The 21,443-nt window shown below is 68.2% G+C and carries 18 protein-coding genes and 1 tRNA gene; 7 read left to right on the forward strand and 12 right to left on the reverse strand.

Annotated elements, in window-relative coordinates:
- Positions 1–42 precede the first annotated feature (42 nt).
- The gene (mfd, locus tag E0W60_RS17195) at positions 43–3,492 is read right to left on the reverse strand and encodes a transcription-repair coupling factor (protein ID WP_135705037.1); all 3,450 of its coding nucleotides are present in this window, start codon (positions 3,490–3,492) and stop codon (positions 43–45) included.
- A gap of 234 nt (positions 3,493–3,726) precedes the next feature.
- Here mfd and ispD point away from each other — a divergent pair, with 234 nt between their 5' ends.
- Both ispD and ispF read left to right on the forward strand, forming a co-directional pair.
- A complete protein-coding gene (gene ispD, locus E0W60_RS17200) occupies positions 3,727–4,476 on the forward strand; it encodes a 2-C-methyl-D-erythritol 4-phosphate cytidylyltransferase (protein WP_133096852.1) in 750 nt (249 codons plus the stop codon).
- A gap of 23 nt (positions 4,477–4,499) precedes the next feature.
- Positions 4,500–5,009: a 2-C-methyl-D-erythritol 2,4-cyclodiphosphate synthase gene (ispF, locus tag E0W60_RS17205; protein WP_133096853.1), complete on the forward strand. Its 510-nt coding sequence runs from the start codon at positions 4,500–4,502 to the stop codon at positions 5,007–5,009.
- 42 nt (positions 5,010–5,051) lie between these two features.
- Here the strand turns inward: ispF and E0W60_RS17210 are convergent, their stop codons facing one another.
- The 5 genes from E0W60_RS17210 to ompR form a co-directional block, all read right to left on the reverse strand.
- Positions 5,052–5,627: a GNAT family N-acetyltransferase gene (locus E0W60_RS17210; RefSeq protein ID WP_135705038.1), complete on the reverse strand. Its 576-nt coding sequence runs from the start codon at positions 5,625–5,627 to the stop codon at positions 5,052–5,054.
- A gap of 215 nt (positions 5,628–5,842) precedes the next feature.
- Positions 5,843–6,364: a carboxymuconolactone decarboxylase family protein gene (locus E0W60_RS17215; RefSeq protein WP_133096855.1), complete on the reverse strand. Its 522-nt coding sequence runs from the start codon at positions 6,362–6,364 to the stop codon at positions 5,843–5,845.
- Between the two features lie 118 nt (positions 6,365–6,482).
- Positions 6,483–7,031, reverse strand: coding sequence for a peroxiredoxin (locus E0W60_RS17220; protein ID WP_133096856.1), 549 nt, complete (start codon positions 7,029–7,031; stop codon positions 6,483–6,485).
- A 317-nt stretch (positions 7,032–7,348) separates the two neighbouring features.
- Positions 7,349–8,698 carry an ATP-binding protein gene (locus E0W60_RS17225; protein ID WP_133096857.1) on the reverse strand — a complete coding sequence of 450 codons (1,350 nt, stop codon included), beginning with the start codon at positions 8,696–8,698 and terminating at the stop codon, positions 7,349–7,351.
- Between the two features lie 24 nt (positions 8,699–8,722).
- A complete protein-coding gene (gene ompR, locus E0W60_RS17230) occupies positions 8,723–9,445 on the reverse strand; it encodes an osmolarity response regulator transcription factor OmpR (RefSeq protein WP_010810107.1) in 723 nt (240 codons plus the stop codon).
- A gap of 315 nt (positions 9,446–9,760) precedes the next feature.
- On the opposite strand from ompR, the gene E0W60_RS17235 reads away from it, so the two are divergent.
- Positions 9,761–10,111 carry a hypothetical protein gene (locus E0W60_RS17235; protein ID WP_135705039.1) on the forward strand — a complete coding sequence of 117 codons (351 nt, stop codon included), beginning with the start codon at positions 9,761–9,763 and terminating at the stop codon, positions 10,109–10,111.
- A 16-nt stretch (positions 10,112–10,127) separates the two neighbouring features.
- On the opposite strand, the gene E0W60_RS17240 is transcribed toward E0W60_RS17235, so the two are convergent.
- The gene (locus tag E0W60_RS17240) at positions 10,128–11,390 is read right to left on the reverse strand and encodes a Zn-dependent hydrolase (RefSeq protein ID WP_135705040.1); all 1,263 of its coding nucleotides are present in this window, start codon (positions 11,388–11,390) and stop codon (positions 10,128–10,130) included.
- Between the two features lie 36 nt (positions 11,391–11,426).
- On the reverse strand, positions 11,427–12,263 hold the full coding sequence (gene hpnD, locus E0W60_RS17245) for a presqualene diphosphate synthase HpnD (protein ID WP_135705041.1): 837 nt from the start codon (positions 12,261–12,263) through the stop codon (positions 11,427–11,429).
- Between the two features lie 301 nt (positions 12,264–12,564).
- Here hpnD and E0W60_RS17250 point away from each other — a divergent pair, with 301 nt between their 5' ends.
- Entirely contained in the window at positions 12,565–13,752 is a 1,188-nt protein-coding gene (locus E0W60_RS17250; protein ID WP_133096861.1) for an efflux RND transporter periplasmic adaptor subunit, read from the forward strand.
- Between the two features lie 7 nt (positions 13,753–13,759).
- Positions 13,760–16,873 (forward strand): efflux RND transporter permease subunit, encoded by a 3,114-nt coding sequence (locus E0W60_RS17255; protein ID WP_135705042.1) that lies wholly within the window; start codon positions 13,760–13,762, stop codon positions 16,871–16,873.
- Between the two features lie 41 nt (positions 16,874–16,914).
- Here E0W60_RS17255 and E0W60_RS17260 read toward each other — a convergent pair whose 3' ends face one another.
- From E0W60_RS17260 to E0W60_RS17270, 3 genes are all read right to left on the reverse strand, one after another.
- Positions 16,915–17,268, reverse strand: coding sequence for a hypothetical protein (locus E0W60_RS17260; protein ID WP_135705043.1), 354 nt, complete (start codon positions 17,266–17,268; stop codon positions 16,915–16,917).
- Positions 17,265–17,711: a MarR family transcriptional regulator gene (locus E0W60_RS38065; protein ID WP_346769561.1), complete on the reverse strand. Its 447-nt coding sequence runs from the start codon at positions 17,709–17,711 to the stop codon at positions 17,265–17,267. The genes E0W60_RS17260 and E0W60_RS38065 overlap by 4 nt, the downstream gene beginning before the upstream one ends.
- Positions 17,711–17,797, reverse strand: a tRNA-Leu gene (locus E0W60_RS17270). The genes E0W60_RS38065 and E0W60_RS17270 overlap by 1 nt, the downstream gene beginning before the upstream one ends.
- Positions 17,798–18,056: 259 nt before the next feature.
- On the opposite strand from E0W60_RS17270, the gene E0W60_RS17275 reads away from it, so the two are divergent.
- Positions 18,057–18,428, forward strand: coding sequence for a VanZ family protein (locus E0W60_RS17275; RefSeq protein WP_135705044.1), 372 nt, complete (start codon positions 18,057–18,059; stop codon positions 18,426–18,428).
- 31 nt (positions 18,429–18,459) lie between these two features.
- Here the strand turns inward: E0W60_RS17275 and E0W60_RS17280 are convergent, their stop codons facing one another.
- A complete protein-coding gene (locus E0W60_RS17280) occupies positions 18,460–19,317 on the reverse strand; it encodes a 23S rRNA (adenine(2030)-N(6))-methyltransferase RlmJ (RefSeq protein WP_135705045.1) in 858 nt (285 codons plus the stop codon).
- Positions 19,318–19,460: 143 nt separating this feature from the next.
- Between E0W60_RS17280 and mnmC the strand changes: the two genes are divergently transcribed.
- Complete coding sequence (gene mnmC, locus E0W60_RS17285) at positions 19,461–21,434, forward strand: bifunctional tRNA (5-methylaminomethyl-2-thiouridine)(34)-methyltransferase MnmD/FAD-dependent 5-carboxymethylaminomethyl-2-thiouridine(34) oxidoreductase MnmC (RefSeq protein WP_135705046.1); 1,974 nt, start codon at positions 19,461–19,463, stop codon at positions 21,432–21,434.
- Positions 21,435–21,443: the final 9 nt, after the last annotated feature.

The following is a 21,443-nucleotide window of genomic DNA, read 5'->3' on the forward strand; positions in this document are numbered from 1 at the left end:
TACCGAGTCCATGCAATCGGCGCATGACGCCGCCCCGCAGGTTTACGACAGTTGCCGCAGCGTGTGCTTGATCGTCTGCGCGCGTACCGTCACGTCCGGCATCTTGGCCTCGATGCGCAGCTTGTCCTGCCCGGCCAGCTTGATATGCCGGTTCTTCTGCACCAGGTCGATGATGCGCATGGCATCGATCGGCGGGTTGGGCACGAACTGCACGCTGAAGGTGGCCTCGCCCGCATCGATCTTGCGCACGCCCAGCGGCGCCGCGGCGATGCGCAGCCGGTGCGTTTCCACCAGCGCCTGCGCCTGCGCCGGCAGGCGGCCGAAGCGGTCGATCAGTTCTTCCTGGATATCGTCGACACGCTCGGCGGTTTCGCAATTGGCCAGGCGCTTGTACAGCGACAGGCGTTCATGCACATCGCCGCAGTAGTCGTTGGGCAGCAGCGCCGGCGTGCCGAGGTTGATCTCGGTGGTCGCCGCCAGCGGTGCCATCAGGTCCGGCTCCTTGCCGGCCTTCAGCGCCTTGACCGCGTGGTTGAGCATGTCGGTGTAGAGCTGGAAGCCGATCTCGTGGATCTCGCCCGACTGCTTGTCGCCGAGCACCTCGCCGGCGCCGCGGATTTCCAGATCGTGCATGGCCAGGTAGAAGCCCGAGCCCAGTTCCTCCATCTGCTGGATCGCCTCGAGCCGGCGCTGCGCCTGCTTGGTCAGGCCGTCGACATCATGCACCAGCAGGTAGGCATAGGCCTGGTGGTGCGAACGCCCGACGCGGCCGCGCAGCTGGTGCAGCTGCGCCAGCCCGAACTTGTCGGCGCGGTGGATCAGGATGGTGTTGGCGGTCGGCACGTCGATGCCGGTCTCGATGATGGTGGTGCACAGCAGGATGTTGTCGCGGCGCGAGACGAAGTCGCGCATCACGCGCTCCAGCTCGCGCTCGTGCATCTGGCCGTGCGCCACCGCGATGCGCGCCTCGGGCACCAGCTCGGCGAGCTTCGCGCGCTTGTTCTCGATGGTCTCGACCTCGTTGTGCAGGAAGTAGATCTGGCCGCCGCGCTTGAGTTCGCGCAGGATGGCCTCGCGGATCACGCCGTCTTCCTCGCGGCGCACGAAGGTCTTGATCGCCAGCCGCTTCTGCGGCGCGGTCGCGATTACCGAAAAATCGCGCAGGCCTTCCAGTGCCATGCCCAGCGTGCGCGGAATCGGCGTGGCGGTCAGCGTCAGGATGTCGACCTCGGCGCGCAGCGTCTTCAGCGCTTCCTTCTGGCGCACGCCGAAGCGGTGTTCCTCGTCGATGATGACCAGGCCCAGCCGCTGGAACCTGACCTGGTCGGACAGGATCTTGTGCGTGCCGATGACGATATCGACGCTGCCCTCGTTGATTTGCCTGATGGCCGCGTCGATCTCCTTCTTGGTCTTGAAGCGCGACAGTTCGACGATGCGCACCGGCCATTCCGCGAAGCGGTCGGACAGCGTCTGGAAGTGCTGCTCCGCCAGCAGCGTGGTCGGCGCGAGCATCGCCACCTGCTTGCCGCCCAGCACCGCGACAAAGGCCGCACGCAGCGCGACCTCGGTCTTGCCGAAGCCGACGTCGCCGCAGACCAGCCGGTCCATCGGCTTGCCCGAGGTCATGTCGGCGATCACTGCGGCGATGGCGGCGGCCTGGTCCGGCGTTTCCTCGAAGCCGAAGCTTTCGGCAAAGGTCTCGTAGTCCTTCGGCGACAGCGGGAAGGCGAAGCCCTCGCGAGCGGCGCGGCGTGCGTAGAGGTTGAGCAATTCGGCAGCGGTATCGCGGATCTGCTGCGCAGCGCGGCGCTTGGCCTTGTCCCACTGGCCCGAGCCCAGGTGGTGCAGCGGCGCGGTGTCCGGGTCGGCGCCGGAGTAGCGCGAGATCACGTGCAGCTGGTGCACCGGCACATACAGCTTGCTGCTTTTGTCGTATTCGAGGTGCAGGAATTCCTCGTCGCCCTGGCCCATGTCGAGGGACACCAGGCCGTGGTAGCGGCCGATACCGTGCTCGCTGTGCACCACCGGATCGCCGATCTTCAGTTCGGCCAGGTCGCGCACCATCGAGTCGACGGCGGTGGCCTGCTCCTGCTTGCGGCGGCCGGCGCGGCGCGCGGTGCCGGCATATAGCTCGGCTTCGGTGACGAAGGCGAGCTGACCTTGCGGCAACGCGAAGCCGCTCTGCAAGGGTGCCACCGCGATCGAGAAATGCGCCTCGCCGGCGAGGAATGCGGCAAAGTCGTCCACCGGATGCGGGCGCAGGCCGCTTTCGGCGAACAGCTGCAGCAGCGTCTCGCGCCGGCCGGCGGAATCGGCGCACATCAGCACGCGGGTCTGCGTGTCGAGCAGCAGCGATTCCAGGTTTACCAGCGGATCTTCCGCGCGCCGGTTGACGGAGACATCCGGCAGGATCGCCGAGAACGGCACCTGGTCCGCGCCTGGCTCCGTCTGCAGCACCAGCCGCGCCATCGGCTTGGCGCCGACGAAAAACTGCTCCTCGGACAGGAACAGGTCGGCCGGCGGCAGCAGCGGACGCTCGCGGTCGTGCCGCATGAAGTTGTAGCGCTGCGTGGTGTCGGCCCAGAAGCGGCGGATCGCTTCGTCGATGTTGCCCGCGAAGGCCAGTTGGGTATCCGCGGGCAGGTAGTCGAACAGCGTCGCGCTCTCTTCGAAAAACAGCGGCAGGTAGTACTCGATGCCCGCCGACGGCACGCCGTTGCCGATGTCCTTGTAGATCGGCGACTTGGTCGGGTCACCCTCGAAGACTTCGCGCCAGCGGCCGCGGAACGCGGTGCGCGCGGCTTCGTCGAGGGGGAATTCGCGGCCCGGCAGCAGGCGCACTTCCTTGACCGGGTAAAGGCTGCGCTGCGTGTCCGGGTCAAACGCGCGGATAGTCTCGATCTCGTCGCCGAACAGGTCGATCCGGTACGGCAGCGCAGATCCCATCGGGTACAGGTCGATCAGGCCGCCGCGCACGCTGTATTCGCCCGGGCGCATCACGGCGCTGACGTGCTCGTAGCCGGCCAGCGTGAACTGCGCCTTCAGCGCGGCCTCGTCCAGGCGCTCGCCCTGCTTGAAGAAGAAGGTGTAGGCGGCCAGGAAGGACGGTGGCGCGAGCCGGTACAGCGCGGTGCTGGCCGGCACCAGCATCACGTCGCATTGCCCGCCCTGGATGTCGTGCAGCGTGGCCAGGCGTTCGGAGACCAGGTCCTGGTGCGGCGAGAAGCTGTCGTAGGGCAGCGTTTCCCAGTCGGGCAGCAGGCGCACGCGCAGCTCGGGCGCGAACCAGGGGATTTCCTCGGCCAGGCGCTGGGCGTCGACGGCATTGGCGCACACCACTGCCAGCATCGGCGCGCGCGCGCGGTGCTGCCGCGCGTAGGCGGCAAGGGCCAGGGCATCGGCCGAGCCACGCAGGCCGGCGACGGTGTGGCGCAGGCCGGGCTTGACCAGCGGCAGGTTGACGAAGGGCAGGGAGGGCGTAGCGTCAGGCATGTCGGCAACGGGGCGTTCAAAACGACGACACCCCGCCGGCAGCGCGGGCGGGGGTCGGACAGAATGCTGCGGGCACGTGGCGGCACCCGCCCACGCCGCCGGGCACGCATGCGCCATGGCGACGGGCAAGGGCCGTATTATAGAATGCGACCCGGTTGTCCCGCTGGCGCCACGGCGCCTGCGCTAGCCCAGTCCCTTGCAGCTTCACTTCGCCATCCACTTCCTGCCCCAGCCGTGTCCGCTCGCCGCTTTGCCCTGATTCCCTGTGCCGGTACCGGCAGCCGCGCCGGCGGCGCCGTTCCCAAGCAATACCAGACCGTGGCCGGCCGGCCGATGATCTGGTACGCGCTGGCGGCGTTCTCGGCGTGCGACGCGATCAACGCCACCGCGCTGGTGCTGGCGCCCGACGACATGCCGCTGGAATCGCGCTTCGGCGCCGCTGCGTTCGCCGGGCTGCGCTTCGACACCGCCTTCGTTGGCGGCGACACGCGGCATGCGTCGGTGCTGGCGGGGCTGCATCACCTGGCCCAGCTCGGCGCCACCGATACCGACTGGGTGCTGGTGCACGACGCGGCGCGCCCGGGCCTGACCCCGGCGATGATCCACGCGCTGGTGCGCGCGGTCGAAAGCGACGGCGACGACGATCCGGATGCGGCCATCGGTGGCATCCTGGCGGTGCCGGTGCCCGACACCCTCAAGCGCGCGCAGGACGATGCCCGCATTGGCGGCACCGTGCCGCGCGAAGGGCTGTGGCAGGCGCAGACGCCGCAGATGTTCCGGCTGGGCGTGCTGCGCCAGGCGCTGCAGGATGCCTTGGCGGCCGGCGCGGTGGTGACCGACGAAGCCAGCGCGATCGAACGGCTGGGGCTGCATCCGCGGCTGGTCAACGGCTCGCTGCGCAATTTCAAGGTGACATACCCGGAAGACTTCGCGCTCGCCGAAGTGCTGCTGGGTACAGGCGCACCAGGAGCAACAGGAGCATAAGGAGCATAAGGAGCGTAACCGCAATGATGCCTTTCGATATCCGCGTGGGTCAGGGCTATGACGTCCACGCGCTGGTGCCGGGCCGCAAGCTGATACTGGGCGGCGTGGAGATCCCGCACGACCGCGGCCTGCTGGGCCATTCCGATGCCGACGCGCTGCTGCACGCGGTGACTGACGCGCTGTTCGGCGCAGCCGCGCTGGGCGATATCGGCCGCCATTTCCCCGATACCGACGCGCGATTTGCCGGCGCCGACAGCCGCGTGCTGCTGCGCGAGGCAGCGCGCCGCGTGCGCGAGGCGGGCTATGAAATCGGCAATGTCGATGCCACCGTGATTGCGCAGGCGCCCAGGCTGGCACCGCATATCGGCGCGATGGTGGCTAACCTGGCGGAAGACCTCGGGCTGGCGCCGGGGCGCTGCAACGTCAAGGCAAAGACCAACGAAAAGCTGGGCTTCGAAGGACGGCAGGAAGGCATCGTGGCGCAGGCCGCGGTGCTGGTCTGGCGCGCCTCGGTGACGGGCGCGCAGGACTGAGCGACCTGTGGCGGGCGCAGTGGGTGGCGCGGACGAGCTTTGCTAGCTGCGCGGCGCGTCCGCCGCCGGGGCGTTGTCCGGCGGGATGGTGTAGGTGTAGTCGATCAGCCGCGCCATCGCGCCCGAGCGCGCACCGGCCTCGGTGCGCTTGGTGAAGCCCATCTGCTGCACCAGCCGGTTGGCCGAGTCCATCTCCGGCATGGTTCGCACCAGCAGCGTAGGGGAGCCGATATCGCGCGCGCGCTGGATGCAGATCTGCATCAGGGTGCGCCCCAGCCCCAGGCCGCGCGCCTGCGGGCTGACCGACAGCAGCCGCGCCTCCGGCTGCGTCAGCGTGATGGTGCTGCCGTCGAGCGCGGGCAGCGTAGCCCCGGGATGGCAGAACAGCACGGCACCCATGATGCCGTGATCGGTTTCCGCCACCCACCATTCCATGTCGGGATTGCTGGTCGCCAGTACCGCCTGCATGCCGCGCTGGAACGAGGCCCGGCAGTCTTCCATGATTTCCAGCTCATACTGGCCATAGGCTTGCTGCGTGACGGCAGCGATGTCGCCCCAGTCTTGCACCGCGGCAAGGCGGTAGTGGAAACGGGGGGAAGTCGGCGAAGGCAGGGTCATGGCAGGCTGAAAGTGCATATGCTGCCTGGATTGTAGGCCGATCGCCGCGCCAGTGCAGTCCCGATGCGGGGGGCGGTTGCAAGATGGGAACAGCCGGCAGTTCCCGCTGGGAAGCTGCCGGCTGCTGTGCTACAGGGGCCGTGGGACGGCCCCGTCGGAGGGCGCGGGGGCGCGCTGTGTGCTTGTTGCGTGCTCGTTACGTGCTCGCTGCCTGCTTACTCGGCGGCGATCACGTTGGCCGCGGCCACGATCACCGCGGCGATGCGGCCCACGTCGCGCAGCTGCTGCGCGGTCATGCCCTGTTCGTTCTTCAGCAGCTGGTAGTGCGACTTCACGCAGAAGTGGCACTTGCCCACGATCGACGCGGCCAGAGCGTACATCTCGAAACGGCGCTTGTCCACGCCGCCATGGGTGGCGTAGGCGTTCATCCGCAGGCCGGCCGGCTGGGTCGACAGGTCGGTATCGTCCGCCATTTCGACGTACGGGTACCAAGTGTTGTTCATGCCCATCAGCGCCGCGGCGGTCAGTGCGCCGTTGGTTTCCTCGGGCGATAGCACGCCGGCATTGCGGATGGCATCCACCAGCACCTTGCTCTGCGCCGCGAATGCCGCCGCCAGCGCCACGCCGACCGCATCGTTGCCTTCCAGCGAGGAACGGGCGATGGTGCCGTCCACATTCAGGCGGATATCCTTGGCGTAATCGGGGATGAGATTTTTAATTGTGCTGAGGAATTCCATTTATTTCTCCTATCGATCGGGGCCCAAAAAACCCGCGCAAGCGGGTTTCGGAGCGGAGGGCAGGGCCCTCCGCGGCTCGCCACGGTGTCTGGCGAAGAATTGCAGGTGACAGCGCAAATTACAGCGTTGCGCCACCAACGGCACGGTTGCACGGGCACAGCTCGTCCGTTTGCAGGCCGTCGAGGATACGCAGGACTTCGTCCGGGTTGCGGCCGACGTTCAGGTTGTTCACCGAAACGTGCTGGATCACGTTGTCCGGGTCGACGATGAAGGTCGCGCGCAGGGCAACGCCGGCGGCCTGGTCACGCACGCCCAGCTGGTCGATCAGCGAGCCGGTCACGTCGGCGAACTGCCACTGGTTCAGCTTGTTCAGGTCCTTGTGCTCGCGGCGCCATGCCAGCTTGACGAACTCGTTGTCGGTCGAACCGCCCAGCACGATCGCGTCGCGGTCAGCGAAGTCGCCGTTCAGCTTGGCGAAGGCAACGATTTCGGTCGGGCACACGAAGGTGAAGTCCTTCGGGTAGAAGTAGATGACCTTCCACTTGCCTTCGAACGACTTTTCGGTGATGTCTTCGAAAGCCGACTGGCCGTTCTCTTCGTGATTGTTGAAACCCGGCTTGACACCGACGACGTGGAAGGCTTCGAGCTTTTCACCAACGGTCTTCATAAGACTATCTCCAGATACGGTTGCGATAAGTACAGTGTCCGCCGCTGGCCCGGCGTGAAGCTTGCCAGGCACTTTGCTGCGGCGCACCGCGACAAAACGTGATTATGCGTGAACATCCCGCGGGGGGCTAATTGATATTCTCAAAGAGCCCGATAGGCACGGCATGCAGTGGTTCAGCGCCGGGCAGGGTCGACGCTGCGAAGCGGCAAGTATGCCATGCAAGGCAGGCACACAAAGGGCAAGTTGGTGACGATCCGCCGGGATTCAAGCCGGCTGCAGCACGGCACCACTGCGACGCGCGCGGAAGGCAGCCGCGCTCAGGCGCGGCGGAAGCAGGCGCTGACCACCAGGCCCGAATCCGGCGCGGGGCGGTTGGCCAGCAGCAGCCGTCCGCCGTTGCGCTGCATGATGCGGTTGACGATGGACATGCCCAGTCCCGCGCCCTTGGCCTCGCTGCGCGCGCTGTCGAGCCGGTAGAACGGCCGCGTCAACAGCGACAGCTGGCCTTCGGGCACGCCATTGCCGCGGTCGGCTACGGTCAGCACGGCTTCCTTGTCATCGACGCGGGTGGAGATCTCGACCACCGCCATGCCGCTCTGCTCGTCCTTGGCATAGCGGCGCGCGTTCTCGACCAGGTTGTCGAGGATGCGCTGGACTTCCATGCGGTTGGCCACGGCCATCACCGGCGCGTTGGCGCGCACATGCACGCGCACGTCGTCGTGCGCGGCATAGACGCCCACGGCATCGTGCACCAGTGCCGACAGGTCGACCGGTTCGACGGTCTCCAGCGGCGGCCGCGCGTAGTTGAGAAACTGGCCGATGATCGCGTCCATCTGCTCGATGTCGGCGATCATGGCGTCGCGCGTGGGCGTGTCCATCGGCGACATCTCGGTCTCCAGCCGCAGCCGCGTCAGCGGCGTGCGCAGGTCGTGCGAGATGCCGGCCAGCATCACCACGCGGTCGTCGTCAAGCTGGCGCAGGTCTTGCACCATCTGGTTGAAGCTGTGGTTGGCCAGCGCCACCTCGCTGGCGCCGCGCTCGGGCAGCGGCGGCGGGTCGCCGCCGGCGCCGATCGCGCGCGCGGCATTGGCCAGGCGCTTGAGCGGATAGTTGACGCGCGCGGTGATAAAGGCCGCGCCGATGATCGACAGCAGCAGCGCGGCAATGCTCCACCACAGCCACTGGATGCCGGGCACGCGTTCGAAGCGCTCGGGGCTGATCGCGACCCAATAGTCGTCGCCCTCGATCTCGAAGCTGACCCAGACACCAGGGATATCGTTGACGGTGGTGGCCAGCACGGTGTCCTCGCCCAGGCGGCTGCGGATTTCCTGCTGGACCAGCGAGGTCAGGAAGGGATTGGCGGTAGGCGCGGCGAAGTCGTCGTCCTTCTCGCGCGGATAGACCTTGATGCCTTCGTTCTGCACCAGGTCGAGCAGCAGGAAGCGGCGCCGCGCGGGGTCGGAGTAGAGCAGCGCGGCGCGCGTGAGCTTGACCACGCTGACCACCTGCATGGCGATCTGCTGCGCGCGCGGGGCGCGTTCGAACAGCCGGTAGCTCTGGAACCAGATGCCCAGCGAGATCGCCAGCAGCAGGGCGATAAGCATGAAGGTTCGCCAGAACAGCGAACCAAAGAACCGCGTCGCGGTTCTGCCGATAACGGTCGCCACGATAGGAACAGCGGCCGTTATCGGTTATTTCACGCCATCGGGAATGAAGACGTAGCCCAGGCCCCAGACCGTCTGGATAAAACGCGGGTTGCTGGGGTCCGGCTCGATCAGCTTGCGCAGGCGCGAGATCTGCACGTCCAGGCTGCGATCGAACACTTCATATTCGCGGCCGCGCGCCATTTCCATCAGCTTTTCGCGCGACAGCGGCTGGCGCGGATGGCGGGCGAATACCTTGAGCACCGAGAATTCGCCGGTGGTGAGCGTGATTTCCTCGTCGTTCTTGGTCAGCGTGCGCGTGGCCAGGTTCAGCACGAAGTCGCCGAAGGCAAAGGTCTCGGGAGTTTCCGACGGGGCGCCGGGCACTTCGGCCGGGCCCTTGCGGCGCAGCACCGCGTGGATGCGCGCGATCAGCTCGCGCGGATTGAACGGCTTGGGCAGGTAATCGTCGGCGCCCATTTCCAGGCCGACGATGCGGTCCACGTCCTCGCCCTTGGCGGTGAGCATGATGATCGGAGTCTGGTCGTTGGCACCGCGCAGCCGGCGGCAGATCGACAGGCCGTCTTCGCCCGGCATCATCAGGTCCAGCACCAGCAGGTCGAAACGCTCGCGCAGCCAGAGCTTGTTCATCGCGGTGGCGTTTTCCGCCACCAGCACGGTGAAACCCTGTTCGCCCAGATAGCGGCGCAGCAGATCGCGCAGACGCGGGTCATCGTCGACGACAAGAATCTTGTGGCTGGTATTTTCCATGGCGGTATCTTAGCGACTATCGCTTTCGCTCAAAATGGCTTAACAAAACGTTACATACTTTACCCCGTGGTATGGCAGCGTGCATCAATCGTGCGACTACACTGCGCCATCCCGTCTATTTGCGCTCCTTGCGGACTGATTTTCCGCGCATTTGCACTGCATGATCCGCGGCATCGGCTTCCCTGGCTCGCGGGCCCTGGCCCGATGCTTGCAGAGGCCAGCAGCGCCAGGCGGGGATCGGACGGGGTAACGAAATTTCCCGGCTTCAGATGGTTTCAACGACCGCGTTTCCCGAAGCCAAGACCGCCATTATCAATGAAAGTGAACCGAACCCGGCACGGGCCTCCGCAGCATGGTATAGCCGGCGCATGTATTGCGCTTGCGGCTGCCGCATGGCTGCTGGGGCCGGCCGGGCCGGCGCGGGCCCAGTCGGCCGGCATGGCCAACCTGCTCAAGCGCCATCCGTCGACGCAGGCGAGCGATCCGGGCAACGGCCAGCGCGAGGCGCGTGCCCGTGCCGAGCGCCATCGCGCCGAGCAACGCGAGACCGACCGCCGCCGCGCGGACGAACGCGAGCGCGGCGGTTCGCGGCTGTCGCCGGACGAGCGGCGCCGCCTGCGCAAGAGCCTCTACGATTTCGGGCGGGAGATGTACGACGGCAGCTGAGCGCTGCCGTGTGCTGTCAGCCGCGCGGCTGGAAGTGGCGCAGGAAGTCGACGAAGACTTCGGCCGCCAGCTGCGCATCTTCGGCGGTGATGGTCTCCAGCGGGTTGTGGCTGATCCCGCCATTGCCGCAGCGCACGAACAGCATCGCCACGTCGGTGATGCGGTGCATCATCATGGCGTCGTGGCCGGCGCCGGAAGGCAGCTCGAACGCCTCCATCCCCCGCTTCTTCAATACCGCGCCGAACTGGTCCATCAGCCAGCGGGCGCAGGGCGCGTTGTTGACCGGCGGCACGCGCTCGACCTGCGCCAACAGCCCGCGCCGTGCGGCGATCCGTTCGATGCCGGCGACGATGTCGGCAATGGCCGCCTCGCGGATGTCGTCGGCGCCGGCGCGGATGTCCATCGAGAAGGTGCAGGCGGCCGGGATCACATTGCTCGAGCCATTCGGCACCTGCAGCTGGCCGACGGTGCCGACCAGCGTGGGCGCGGCGGCGCAGCGCTCTTCCACCAGCAGGATCATCTCGGCCGCACCCGCGGCGGCGTCCTTGCGCATGCCCATCGGGGTGGTGCCGGCATGGCTGGCCTGGCCTTCCACCCGGACCTGGAAGCGGCTGCTTCCGGCAATCTGCGTGACCACGCCCAGCGGCAGGCCGTGGTGCAGCAGCACCGGCCCCTGTTCGATATGCACTTCGACAAAGCCCAGCAGTGTCGCCGGATCGATCGCCGCGGCACGCAGCGCATCCAGGCCGCCGGCGCCGGGCAGGCCGGAGGCGGCCAGCGCCTCGGCCAGCGTGACGCCGTCAGCGTCGGCGCGGGCGAGCAGCGCGGGGTCGAAGCGGCCCGCCAGCACGCTGCTGGCCAGGAAGCTGGTCTTGAAGCGCAGCCCTTCCTCCTCGGCGAACCCCACCACCTCGAAGTGGTACGGCAGCCGTATCCCGGCCCGGTTCAGCGCATCCACCACGGCGATCGGCAGCAGGATGCCGAGGCGCCCGTCATAGCGGCCGCCATTGCGCACCGTATCGAAGTGCGAGCCGGTCATCAGCACGCGCGCATCGGTGACGGCGGGGTCGGCGGCGTAGCGGCCGATGACATTGCCGATGGCGTCGATGCGCACCTGCATGCCCGCGGCTTCCATCCATTGCGCCAGCCGGTCCTGCGCGGCGCGGTGCGCCGGCGTCAGGTAGGCGCAGGTGAGGCCGCCTTCCATGTCGGAGAAGCGGGCGAGCTGGTCGGCGTGGTCGAGGATGGCCTGGCCGAGGGAAGCGGTGGTCTGGGTCATGGCGGGTATCGTGGCTTGCGGCCTGTTTGCTATGTGTCAGCTATTGCGGATCCAGGTCTTCCATGCGATCCACAGCTTGCGCAGCGGCGTCAGCGCGATGCGCTGGCTGAGGACCTGGAACTGGCTGGCTTCCAGCTCATCGAGCAGCGCATGGTAGATCGCCCCCATCAGCAGGCCGGCGCGCTGGGCGCGGCGGTCCTGGCGGGGCAGGGCTGCCAGCGCCTCGCGGTACAGCTTGCGGGCGCGTTCGGCGTGGTATTGCATCAGCGCGACGAAGCGCTCGGAATGCTGGCCCTTGAGGATTTCCGAAGCCGGCACCTGGAACTGCTGCAGCGTATTGACGGGCAGGTAGATGCGGCCGCGCCGGGCATCCTCGCCAACGTCGCGCAGGATATTGACCAGCTGCAGCGACAGGCCGAGCTTCTCGGCAAACTCCAGCGTCTTGGGGTCGGTATAGCCGAACAGCCGCGCGCTGAGCGTGCCGACCACGCCGGCCACGCAATGGCAGTAGCGGTTCAGGCCGGCCTCATCAAGGTAGCGTGTCTGCGTCAGGTCCATCTCCATGCCGTCGAGCACTTCGGCCATTTCGCCCTGCGGCAGGCCGGCGCCGGCAACATGCGGCTGCAGCGCCTGGGTCGTCGGGTGCGTGGGCGCGCCGTCGAACAGCCGCCGCAGTTCCGCGCGCCACCAGTCCAGTTGCTGGTGCGCCAGGCCAGTATCATGCGTATCGTCGACCATGTCGTCGACTTCGCGGCACCAGGCGTACAGCGCGGTGATGGCGCGCCGGCGCTCGGCCGGCAGGAACAGGAAGCTGTAATAGAAGCTGGAGCCGCTCTGGGCGACTTTCTCTTGGCAATACTGATCGGGCGTCACGCCGGTCTCGGTCTGAAGATGGGGTGGGGGAAGGATGGCAGAAGCGCGGGGCGCCGATTGTAGCATCGCCGATCCGGACAGCCGGACGCCGGCTGACGACCCGGCGGCGGCCATTTAACCACAGCTCGTCCGCCGGGAACGGCACCCGAGGAGGCATTCCAGACGTTTCGTCGCCTGTCGTTTGACGCACCCCCGCGGGGATCGCTATATTACTGACCGGCCAGTTATTTATTGCCCCGCACTGGCCTCCACGGCCGACGGCCTGCCTTGCCAGCTGTTCCATCCGAATCCTAGCTTACCGATGCCAGTGCTTTGCCCAGTGCCGGAAGTTGCGGCCGCAGCGACTCTTTTTGACACAAAATCGTTACGCCGCGCGCGCTTCGGGCGCTTCGCGGCTGCCGCGCTGGTGACCGTCGCCGCTGTCATGGTCGCGGGCTGCGGCAAGAAGGCCGAACCGGTGCAGGAAGTCCGTCCGGTGCGCCTGATGCAACTGAGCCAGCACAGCGGCAAGACCGCCTTCGAATTTTCCGGCGACGTGCGACCGCGCGTCGAATCGCGGCTGGGGTTCCGTGTGGGCGGCAAGATCGCGGCCCGCCTGGTGGATGTGGGTGCCGTCGTCACCAAGGGCCAGCCGCTGGCCCGGCTCGACCCGACCGATCTTTCGCTGGCCGAAGCAGGCTCGCGCGCCCAGTTCGAGGCGGCGAAGACCGACCGCGACCTTGCCGCGTCCGACCTGAAGCGCTACAACGACCTGTTTGCCAAGGGCTTTATCAGCGCCGCCGAGCAGCACCGCCGCCAGGCCAGTTTCGAGGCGGCCGACTCGCGCCTGCGCCAGGCCCAGGCCGGCCTGCGCAGCCAGGCCAACCAGACCGGCTATGCCGTGCTGCACGCCGACGCCGACGGCGTGGTCACGGCCATCGACGCCGAGGTGGGCCAGGTCGTCACCGCGGGCCAGCCGGTGGTGCGCGTGGCCCAGACCGCGGAGAAGGAAGTGGCGATCGGCCTGCCGGAAGACCAGGTAGACCTGCTGCGCGGCATTACCGATGTCAGTATCCATACCTGGGCCGAGCCGAAGCGCGCGCTGCCCGCCCGCGTGCGCGAGATTGCCGCGGCAGCCGACCCGGTCACGCGCACCTATGCGACCCGCGTCACCATTCCCGATCCGCCCGCCGACCTCAAGCTCGGCATGACCGCTGTGGTGACCTTCGTGCGGACCGGGGCCACTCCCGCGATCCGCGTGCCGCTGACCGCGCTGCTGCAGGAGCAGGGCCGCAACCAGGTGTGGATCTACGACGCCGCCGCCGGCACGGTCAAGCCGGTCACGGTGACGCTGGGCGAGGCCGTCGGCAACGAGGTGGAAGTGCGCCAGGGGCTGGCGCCGGGCCAGGCCATCGTCACCGCAGGCGTACACCTGCTGCGCCCGGGGCAGAAGGTGCGGCCGCTGCAGACCGTCGCGCCCGCTTCCGCGCCGACCCCCAGGGAGGGCTGAAGCCGGCATGGATCATTCCCGCTTCAACCTGTCGCGCTGGGCGCTCGAGCACCAGCCGCTGACCCGTTACCTGCTGGTGGTGCTGTTGCTGGGCGGCCTGCTGGCGTTCTTCCAGCTGGGCCAGGACGAGGACCCGCCCTTTACCTTCCGCGTGATGGTGGTGCAGGCGTTCTGGCCGGGCGCCACCGCCGAGCAAATCGCGGTGCAGGTGACCGACAAGATCGAACGCCAGCTGCAGGAAGTGCCTTACGCCGACAAGATCCGCAGCTTCTCCAAGCCCGGCGAGACCACGGTGATCTTCCAGCTCAAGGACACCTCGCCGGCGAAGGAAACCGCGCAGATCTGGTACACCGTGCGCAAGAAGATCGGCGACATCCAGCAGACGCTGCCCGCGGGCGTGCGCGGGCCGTTCTTCAACGACGAGTTCGGCGACGTCTACGGCACAATCTATGCGTTGTCCGCCGACGGCTTCAACTACAAGGAGCTGCGCGAGTACGCCGACCTGGTGCGGCAGGAATTGCTGCGCGTGCCGTCGGTGGCCAAGGTGTCGCTGATCGGGCTGCAGGACGAGAAGGTCTATATCGAGTTCAACCAGGCGCGCTTTGCCCAGCTCGGGCTGGACATCAATGCCATCGCCGACCAGATCTCGCAGCAGAACAACCTGACCGGCAGCGGCGTGCTGGTCACGCCGAGCGACAACCTGCAGGTGCGCCTGTCCGGCCAGTTCGCCAGCGTCGGCGACCTGGAGAACCTGGTGCTGCGCGGGCCCAACGGCATCGCCAATATCCGTCTCGGCGACATCGCGCATGTGTACCGCGGCTATGTCGACCCCACGCAGACACGCATGCGCTTCAACGGCAAGGATGTGATCGGGCTGGGCATCTCGATGCAGAAGGGCGGCGACATCATCCAGCTCGGCAAGGACCTGCGCGCGGCCTTCGAGAAGCTGCGCGGCCAGCTGCCGGTCGGCATCGAGATGGACCAGGTGCAGGACCAGCCCAAGGCGGTCAGGCAATCGGTGGGCGAGTTCGTGCGCGTGCTGATCGAGGCCGTGGTGATCGTGCTGGCGGTCAGCTTTGTCGCGCTGGGCTTGCATACGCGGCCGCTGCGGCTGGACGTGCGGCCCGGGCTGGTGGTGGCGCTGACGATTCCGCTGGTGCTGGCGGTGACCTTCCTGTTCATGCACATCTTCGGCATCGGCCTGCACAAGATCTCGCTGGGCGCGCTGATCGTGGCGCTGGGGCTGCTGGTCGACGACGCCATCATTGCGGTCGAGATGATGGTGCGCAAGCTGGAAGAGGGCTTCTCCAAGATGGAGGCAGCCACCTTTGCCTATACCTCGACGGCGATGCCGATGCTGACCGGCACGCTGATCACGGCGGCGGGTTTCCTGCCGGTGGGGTTGGCGCGCTCGACGGTGGGCGAGTACACCTTCGCCATCTTTGCCGTGACCGCGCTGGCGCTGGTGCTGTCGTGGCTGGCGGCGGTGTACTTCACGCCTTACCTCGGCTACCTGCTGCTCAGGACGCGCGGGCCGGGCGCCGGCGAGCACCATGAGGTGTTCGACACGCCGTTCTACGCGCGCTTCCGCCGGCTGGTGGACTGGTGCGTGACGTGGCGCAAGACCGTGATCGCCATCACGCTGGTGACGTTCGTGCTGGGCATCTATGCGTTCAAGTTCGTCGAGAAGCAATTCTTCCCCGACTCCAGCCGGCCCGAGCTGATGGTGGAACTGTGGATGCCGGAAGGCACCAGCTTTGCCCAGATGGAAGCCGAGGCCAAGCGCTTCGAGCGGCTGGTGGGCAAGGACAAGCAGGTGGAAAGCCTGACCACCTTCGTCGGCACCGGCGCGCCGCGCTTCTACCTGCCGCTCGACCAGATCTTCCCGCAGAGCAACGTGGCGCAGGTGATCGTGATGCCGGTCAGCACCGAGGTGCGCGATGCATTGCGCCGTCGCATCATCGCGCTGCTCGACACCGAATTGCCGTACCTGCGCGGCCGCGTCAAGCTGCTGCCGAACGGGCCGCCGGTAGCGTATCCGGTGCAGTTCCGCGTGATCGGCCCGGAGGCGGGCGCGGTGCGCCAGCTGGCCGACCAGGTCAAGGCCGAGATGCGCGCGAACCCGAACACGGTCGGCGTCAATGACAACTGGAACGAGAACGTCAAGATGCTGCGCCTGGAGATCGACCAGGACAAGGCGCGCGCGCTGGGCGTCACCACCAGCGCGATCGCGCGCGTGACGCAGACCGTGCTGACCGGCGTGCCGGTCGGGCAGTACCGCGACGGCGACAAGCTGATCGAGATTTTGATGCGCACGCCGCGCAACGAGCGCGATGCCATGTCCGACCTGAACAACGTGCTGGTGCCGACCAACACCGGCCGCACCGTACCGCTGACGCAAGTGGCCCGCGTGGCGCTGAAGTCCGAGCCCGGCGTGGTCTGGCGCGAGAACCGCGACTTCGGCGTGACCGTGCAGGCGGACGTGGTCGACGGCATCCAGGGCCCGACCGTGACCGCGCAGATCAACCCGCAGCTGGACAAGCTGCGCGCGCAGTTGCCGGCGGGCTACCGCATCACGGTGGCCGGCGCGGAAGAGGAAAGCGGCAAGGCCGGCGCTTCGATCGCGGCGCAGCTGCCGCTGTGCATCTTCCTGATCTTCACGCTGCTGATGCTGCAGCTGCACAGCTTCTCGCGCGCGCTGATGGTGTTCCTGACCGGCCCGCTGGGCCTGATCGGCGCCGCCGCGACGCTGTTGCTGCTGCGCGCGCCGATGGGGTTCGTGGCGCAGCTGGGGATCACCGCGCTGCTGGGCATGATCATCCGAAACTCGGTGATTCTGGTCGACCAGATCGAGCAGGACATCAGCGCGGGCGTGCCGCCCTGGACCGCCATCGTCGAGGCCGCGGTGCGCCGCTTCCGCCCGATCATCCTGACCGCCGCGGCGGCGGTGCTGGCGATGATCCCGCTGTCGCGCTCGATGTTCTGGGGGCCGATGGCGGTGGCGATCATGGGCGGGCTGATCATCGCCACCGTGCTGACGCTGCTGTTCCTGCCGGCGCTGTATGCGGCGTGGTTCCGCATCAGGCGGCCCGAGGCAGGGGTGGGGGCGCTGGCGGCCTGACGGGCCGCGGCGCGCCGGCATCACGCCTCAGGCCTGCGCGCCTAGTTGCAGATCGTGCCGGGAACCGGCTTGCCGGAGTTGGTCAGGCCCTGGCAAGCGTCGCCGGTGGACAGGCTGGTGTCGGAGGCCGAAGCCGGCGACAGCTTGAGCTTGCCTGCTACCGTGCAGCAGCCGCGCGGCGGTGGCGGCATCGGTGTGCGCTTGAGGGTCGGCGCCGGAACCGGGCTCGGCCCGCCGGCTTCGGCCGTTTCCTCGGCATCAGGGAACACGCACTGCCCTTGCTGGCAGATCCGCTCCCCTTTGCACTGCATGTCGTACTGGCATCCGGCAGCCTGGGCGAGCGATGACCAGCCAGCGGCCATCGACGCTGCCAACAGCAAGGCAGAAACTTTCATATGCCCTCCGATAGGGCTGAGGTGAAGACTGGAGCGGCAGGCGAAGTGCGCAACAGCGCTCCAACACCTTCAGCATAGATGGCGGGGAAGGGCTGCGAAAGCCGTTGGCACTCAGGTGTTCTACCACCTCGCCAGTCTTTTCCTGGCATCGGCAATACCGACACGATCGGCGCGACGAGACCACCCATGTCGACGAGGAAAAATTCCGCCTCACTGCAGGCGTACCCCTGCGCTTGCTGATACCTGTCGACGTAGCCGCGCGCCTCGAGCGTATGGACTGTCCGCTGAGCCGAACTGCTGGTCATGCCGGTCAGCGCTGCCAGTTGTGGCGGTGTCAGCGGCCGTCGAATGGCACGAGTGAATGCCGGCGCGGCGATCCGCGTTGCCTGAGAGGGTTCCGTGACGATTGGGGATGTGCTGGCGCCGCCACAGGAAGGGCGGATGGTGCGAGGGAGGGGACTCGAACCCCTACACCATTGCTGGCGTCAGGACCTAAACCTGGTGCGTCTACCAATTTCGCCACCCTCGCGGTCCTTGCGGCCCAGCCCGGACGGGCGGCCGCGATGCTCGTTGCCTGCGCAGACTCGAAAGCAAAAAAGGCGGCTGGAACTGCCCGCCTTTCATCGGTCCGCTGCTGCCGGCGCCTGCCGCGGCAGTTATGCGCCCGCAGCGCAACGAGGCTGCGGATTGTAGCGCAAGGCGCGGGGGGAATCCAGCCCTGCCGGCCAGCGATATATATTGTCGGCATTGCCAACGCGTGCCGCATGGGGCGGCGCGCTCCTCGTCCCATGCTCCCTGGTCAGACTTCCTCCCTCAAGGCGCCGCCATGGCGCCTGCTGTTCTGGGCTTGCGCCGCCGCCGTGCTGGCGCTGTCGCTGATGCCGCCGTCCCAGCCGCTGCCGACAACGGGCTGGGACAAGAGCAATCACCTGCTGGCCTTCGGTGTGCTGGCGCTGCTGGGGCGCCGCGCGTTTGCCGGCCACGGGCTGTCCTTGCTGCTGGTGCTGGTCGTCTATGGCGGCGTCATCGAGCTGCTGCAGGGCATGACCGCCTACCGCGAGGCCGACTGGCTCGACCTGGTGGCGGACGCCTGTGGGGTGCTGGCGGGCCTGGCGCTTGACTGGCTGTGGCGCGGCCGTGGCCGGCGCTGGCCGCGCTAGTTCGCGCGGCGGCGCCTGTCGGTCTGCCGCTCTACCGCTCTTCGGCTTCCAGCGTGAACTTCGCCCCGCCGTCCTGGCCGAGCAGGTCGACCAGCAGCGGCATCGCCTCCTGCAGCATCTCCTTCAGCCGCCACGGCGGGTTGACGATGAACATGCCGCTGCCGTGCAAGCCGAGGCCGCCTTCGACCGGGTTCCTGACGGTCAGCGTCACGTGCAGCCAGCTCTTCAGCGGCAGCGCCTTCAGTTGCACCGGCAGCTGCAGCGATTCGCGCCGCTGCACCTGCGGGTACCAGACCGCGTAGACGCCCGTGGCGAAGCGCTCCAGGCCGTCGCGCACGGTCTGCACGGTGCGGGCATAGTCCTGCTTGTCTTCGTAGGACGGGTCCACCAGCACCAGCGCGCGCCGCGGCGGCGGGGGCAGGATCGCCTTGATGCCGCCGAAGCCGTCGCCGTCGTACAGCATCACGCGGCGGCCGGCGCCGCGGAAGTTATCGCGCAGCACCTGGATCTCGGTGCTGTGCAGTTCGAACAGGCGCAGCCGGTCCTGCTCGCGCAGCATCTGCCAGGCGAGCCATGGCGAACCGGGATAGTGGCGCAGTGTGCCGTCCTGGTTCAGCGCCCGTACCTGGTCCAGGTACTCGTCCAGCAGCGGCGGCAGCGCGGTGCCGCTGGCGGCGGCCTGCCACAGGGGCGCAATGCCGGTCTCGAACTCGGCCTTCTTCTGCGCCCACTCGTGCTCGAGCGCATAAAGACCGGCGCCGGCGTGGGTGTCGATGTACCAGAACGCCTTGTCCTTCTGCGTCAGATGCTCGAGCAACTGCACGACGATGGCATGTTTGAGGACATCGGCATGGTTGCCGGCATGGAAGGCGTGACGATAGCTGAGCATGGCGAAGCGGGCGCCGCTGAGGCGCAAGATCGGGAGCAGGGCGGCGTGGCCACTGCGGGGAAGGCCGCTATGCTACCATCCGCGGCGAGTCGCCCCCTCCCCATGTCCGGCACCTCCGCCCGGGCCCCAAGTATCCGTATCCCATGCCGCGCGCACTCGAGCCCGCCGAGCCCATCCTGTCTGCCGAGGGCACCCCGTATTCACCCCGCTACGACGACGTCTACCACAGCACCGAAGGCGGGCTGGCGCAGGCCGCCCATGTCTTCCTGGGCGGCAACGGCCTGCCGCAGGCGTGGGCCGGGCAGCGCCAGTTCGTCATCGTCGAGACCGGCTTCGGCCAGGGGCTGAATTTCCTGGCGACCTGGCAGGCGTGGCGCGACGATCCCCGGCGCTGCGGCACGCTGCATTTCGTCTCGATCGAGAAGCATCCCTTCACGCGCGAGGGCCTGTCCCGGCTGCATGCCGGCCTGCAAAGGCTGGAACCGCTGGCGCAGGCGCTGCAGGCGCAATGGCCCGACGCCTTGCCGGGCCTGCACCGGCTTGCCTTCGACGGCGGGCAGGTGGTGCTGACGATTGCGCTTGGCGACGCCGGGCAGTTGCTGCCCAGGCTGTCGGTGGGCGCCGACGCCTTCTACCTCGACGGCTTTTCCCCGGCGCGCAATGCGGACATGTGGTCGCCGCCGGTGTTCCGCGGGCTGGCGCGGCTGGCCCGGCCGGGCGCGACGCTGGCCACCTACACCGCCGCCGGGTTTGTCCGGCGCGGGCTGAAGGAGGTCGGGTTCGAGGCCAGCAAGGCGCCAGGCTTCGGTGGCAAGCGCGACATGACGGTCGCGCGCTTCCGCCCGCTGTGGAAGTCGCGCCGCCATGCGCCTCCGCTGGCGGCGCAATGGCCCGACCGGCATGCCATCGTGATCGGTGCCGGCCTGGCCGGCTGCGCCGTGACCGAGCGCCTGGCCGCGCGCGGCTGGCGCATTACGCTGTTCGATGCCCATGACGGCCCGGCGCGGCAGACCTCGGCGCATCGCGCGGCGGCCATGCATGCCCACGTGTCTGCCGACGACAGCCTGCTGTCGCGCCTTTCGCGCGCCGGCAACCAGTACGCGCTGCGAGCCTGGGCGGCGCTGGGCGAAGCCGGTTACGCGGTCGACTGGCACGGCTGCGGCGTGCTGCAGATCGGCGAGGACGAAGCCGAGGGCGAGGCCCAGCGCGCCGCGCTCGCGGCCATGGGACTGCCGGAATCGTTCGTGCGCTGGATGAGTGCCGAAGAGGCGGCGTCCGCCCACCGGGCCGGCGTGCCGCGAGGGGGGCTGTGGTTCCCGGCCGGCGGCTGGGTTGCGCCGCCCGATGTCTGCAAGGCGCAGCTGGCGCGTGCGGGCGATGCCGTCGCCGCGCGCTTCGGTTGCCGCGTGGCGCGCATCGCGCGCGACGACGACCGGTGGCACGCGCTGGCTGCCGACGGCGCCGTGCTGGCGTCGGCGCCGGTGCTGGTGCTGGCCAATGCGCACGAGGCGCAGCACCTGCTGCCGCAGCAGCACTGGACCATGCGGCGCGTGCGCGGCCAGCTCTCCACGCTGCCGGCCGCGCAAGTCGATGCGATCGGCGGCTGGCCGGACTGCGTGGTCACGGGCGCGGGCTACCTGCTGCCGCGTGCCGCCGACGGCACGGGCCGCGTCGGCTCCAGCTACGACCCCGACGAAGGGCCACTGGTCGATCATCCGGACGTGCATGCCGCCAACCTCGTGCGCCTGGCGGGCCTGTTGCCGCGGCAGGCCGGCGCGGTGGCCGGCATCGACCCCGCCGCGCTCACCGGCTATGTCGGCGTGCGCACGGTCACGCACAACCGGCTGCCGCTGATCGGGCAGGTCGCCGACGAAGCGGCGGCACGTGCGCACGCGGGTGCCTTGCGCGGCGCGCACCTGCGCGACCTGCCGCGAATCCCCGGCCTGTACGCGGCCCTTGCCTATGCGTCGCGCGGCCTCACATGGTCCGCACTGGGGGCCGAGCTGCTGGCCAGCCAGATCGAAGGCGAGCCGCTGCCGCTCGAGGCCGACCTGGCCGATGCCATCGATCCGGCACGCCTGCTGCTGCGCGCGCTGCGCCACGGCCAGGTGAGCTAGGGGCGAGGG

Origin of the sequence: Cupriavidus oxalaticus (assembly GCF_004768545.1) — a bacterium.
Classification (GTDB): domain Bacteria; phylum Pseudomonadota; class Gammaproteobacteria; order Burkholderiales; family Burkholderiaceae; genus Cupriavidus; species Cupriavidus oxalaticus_A.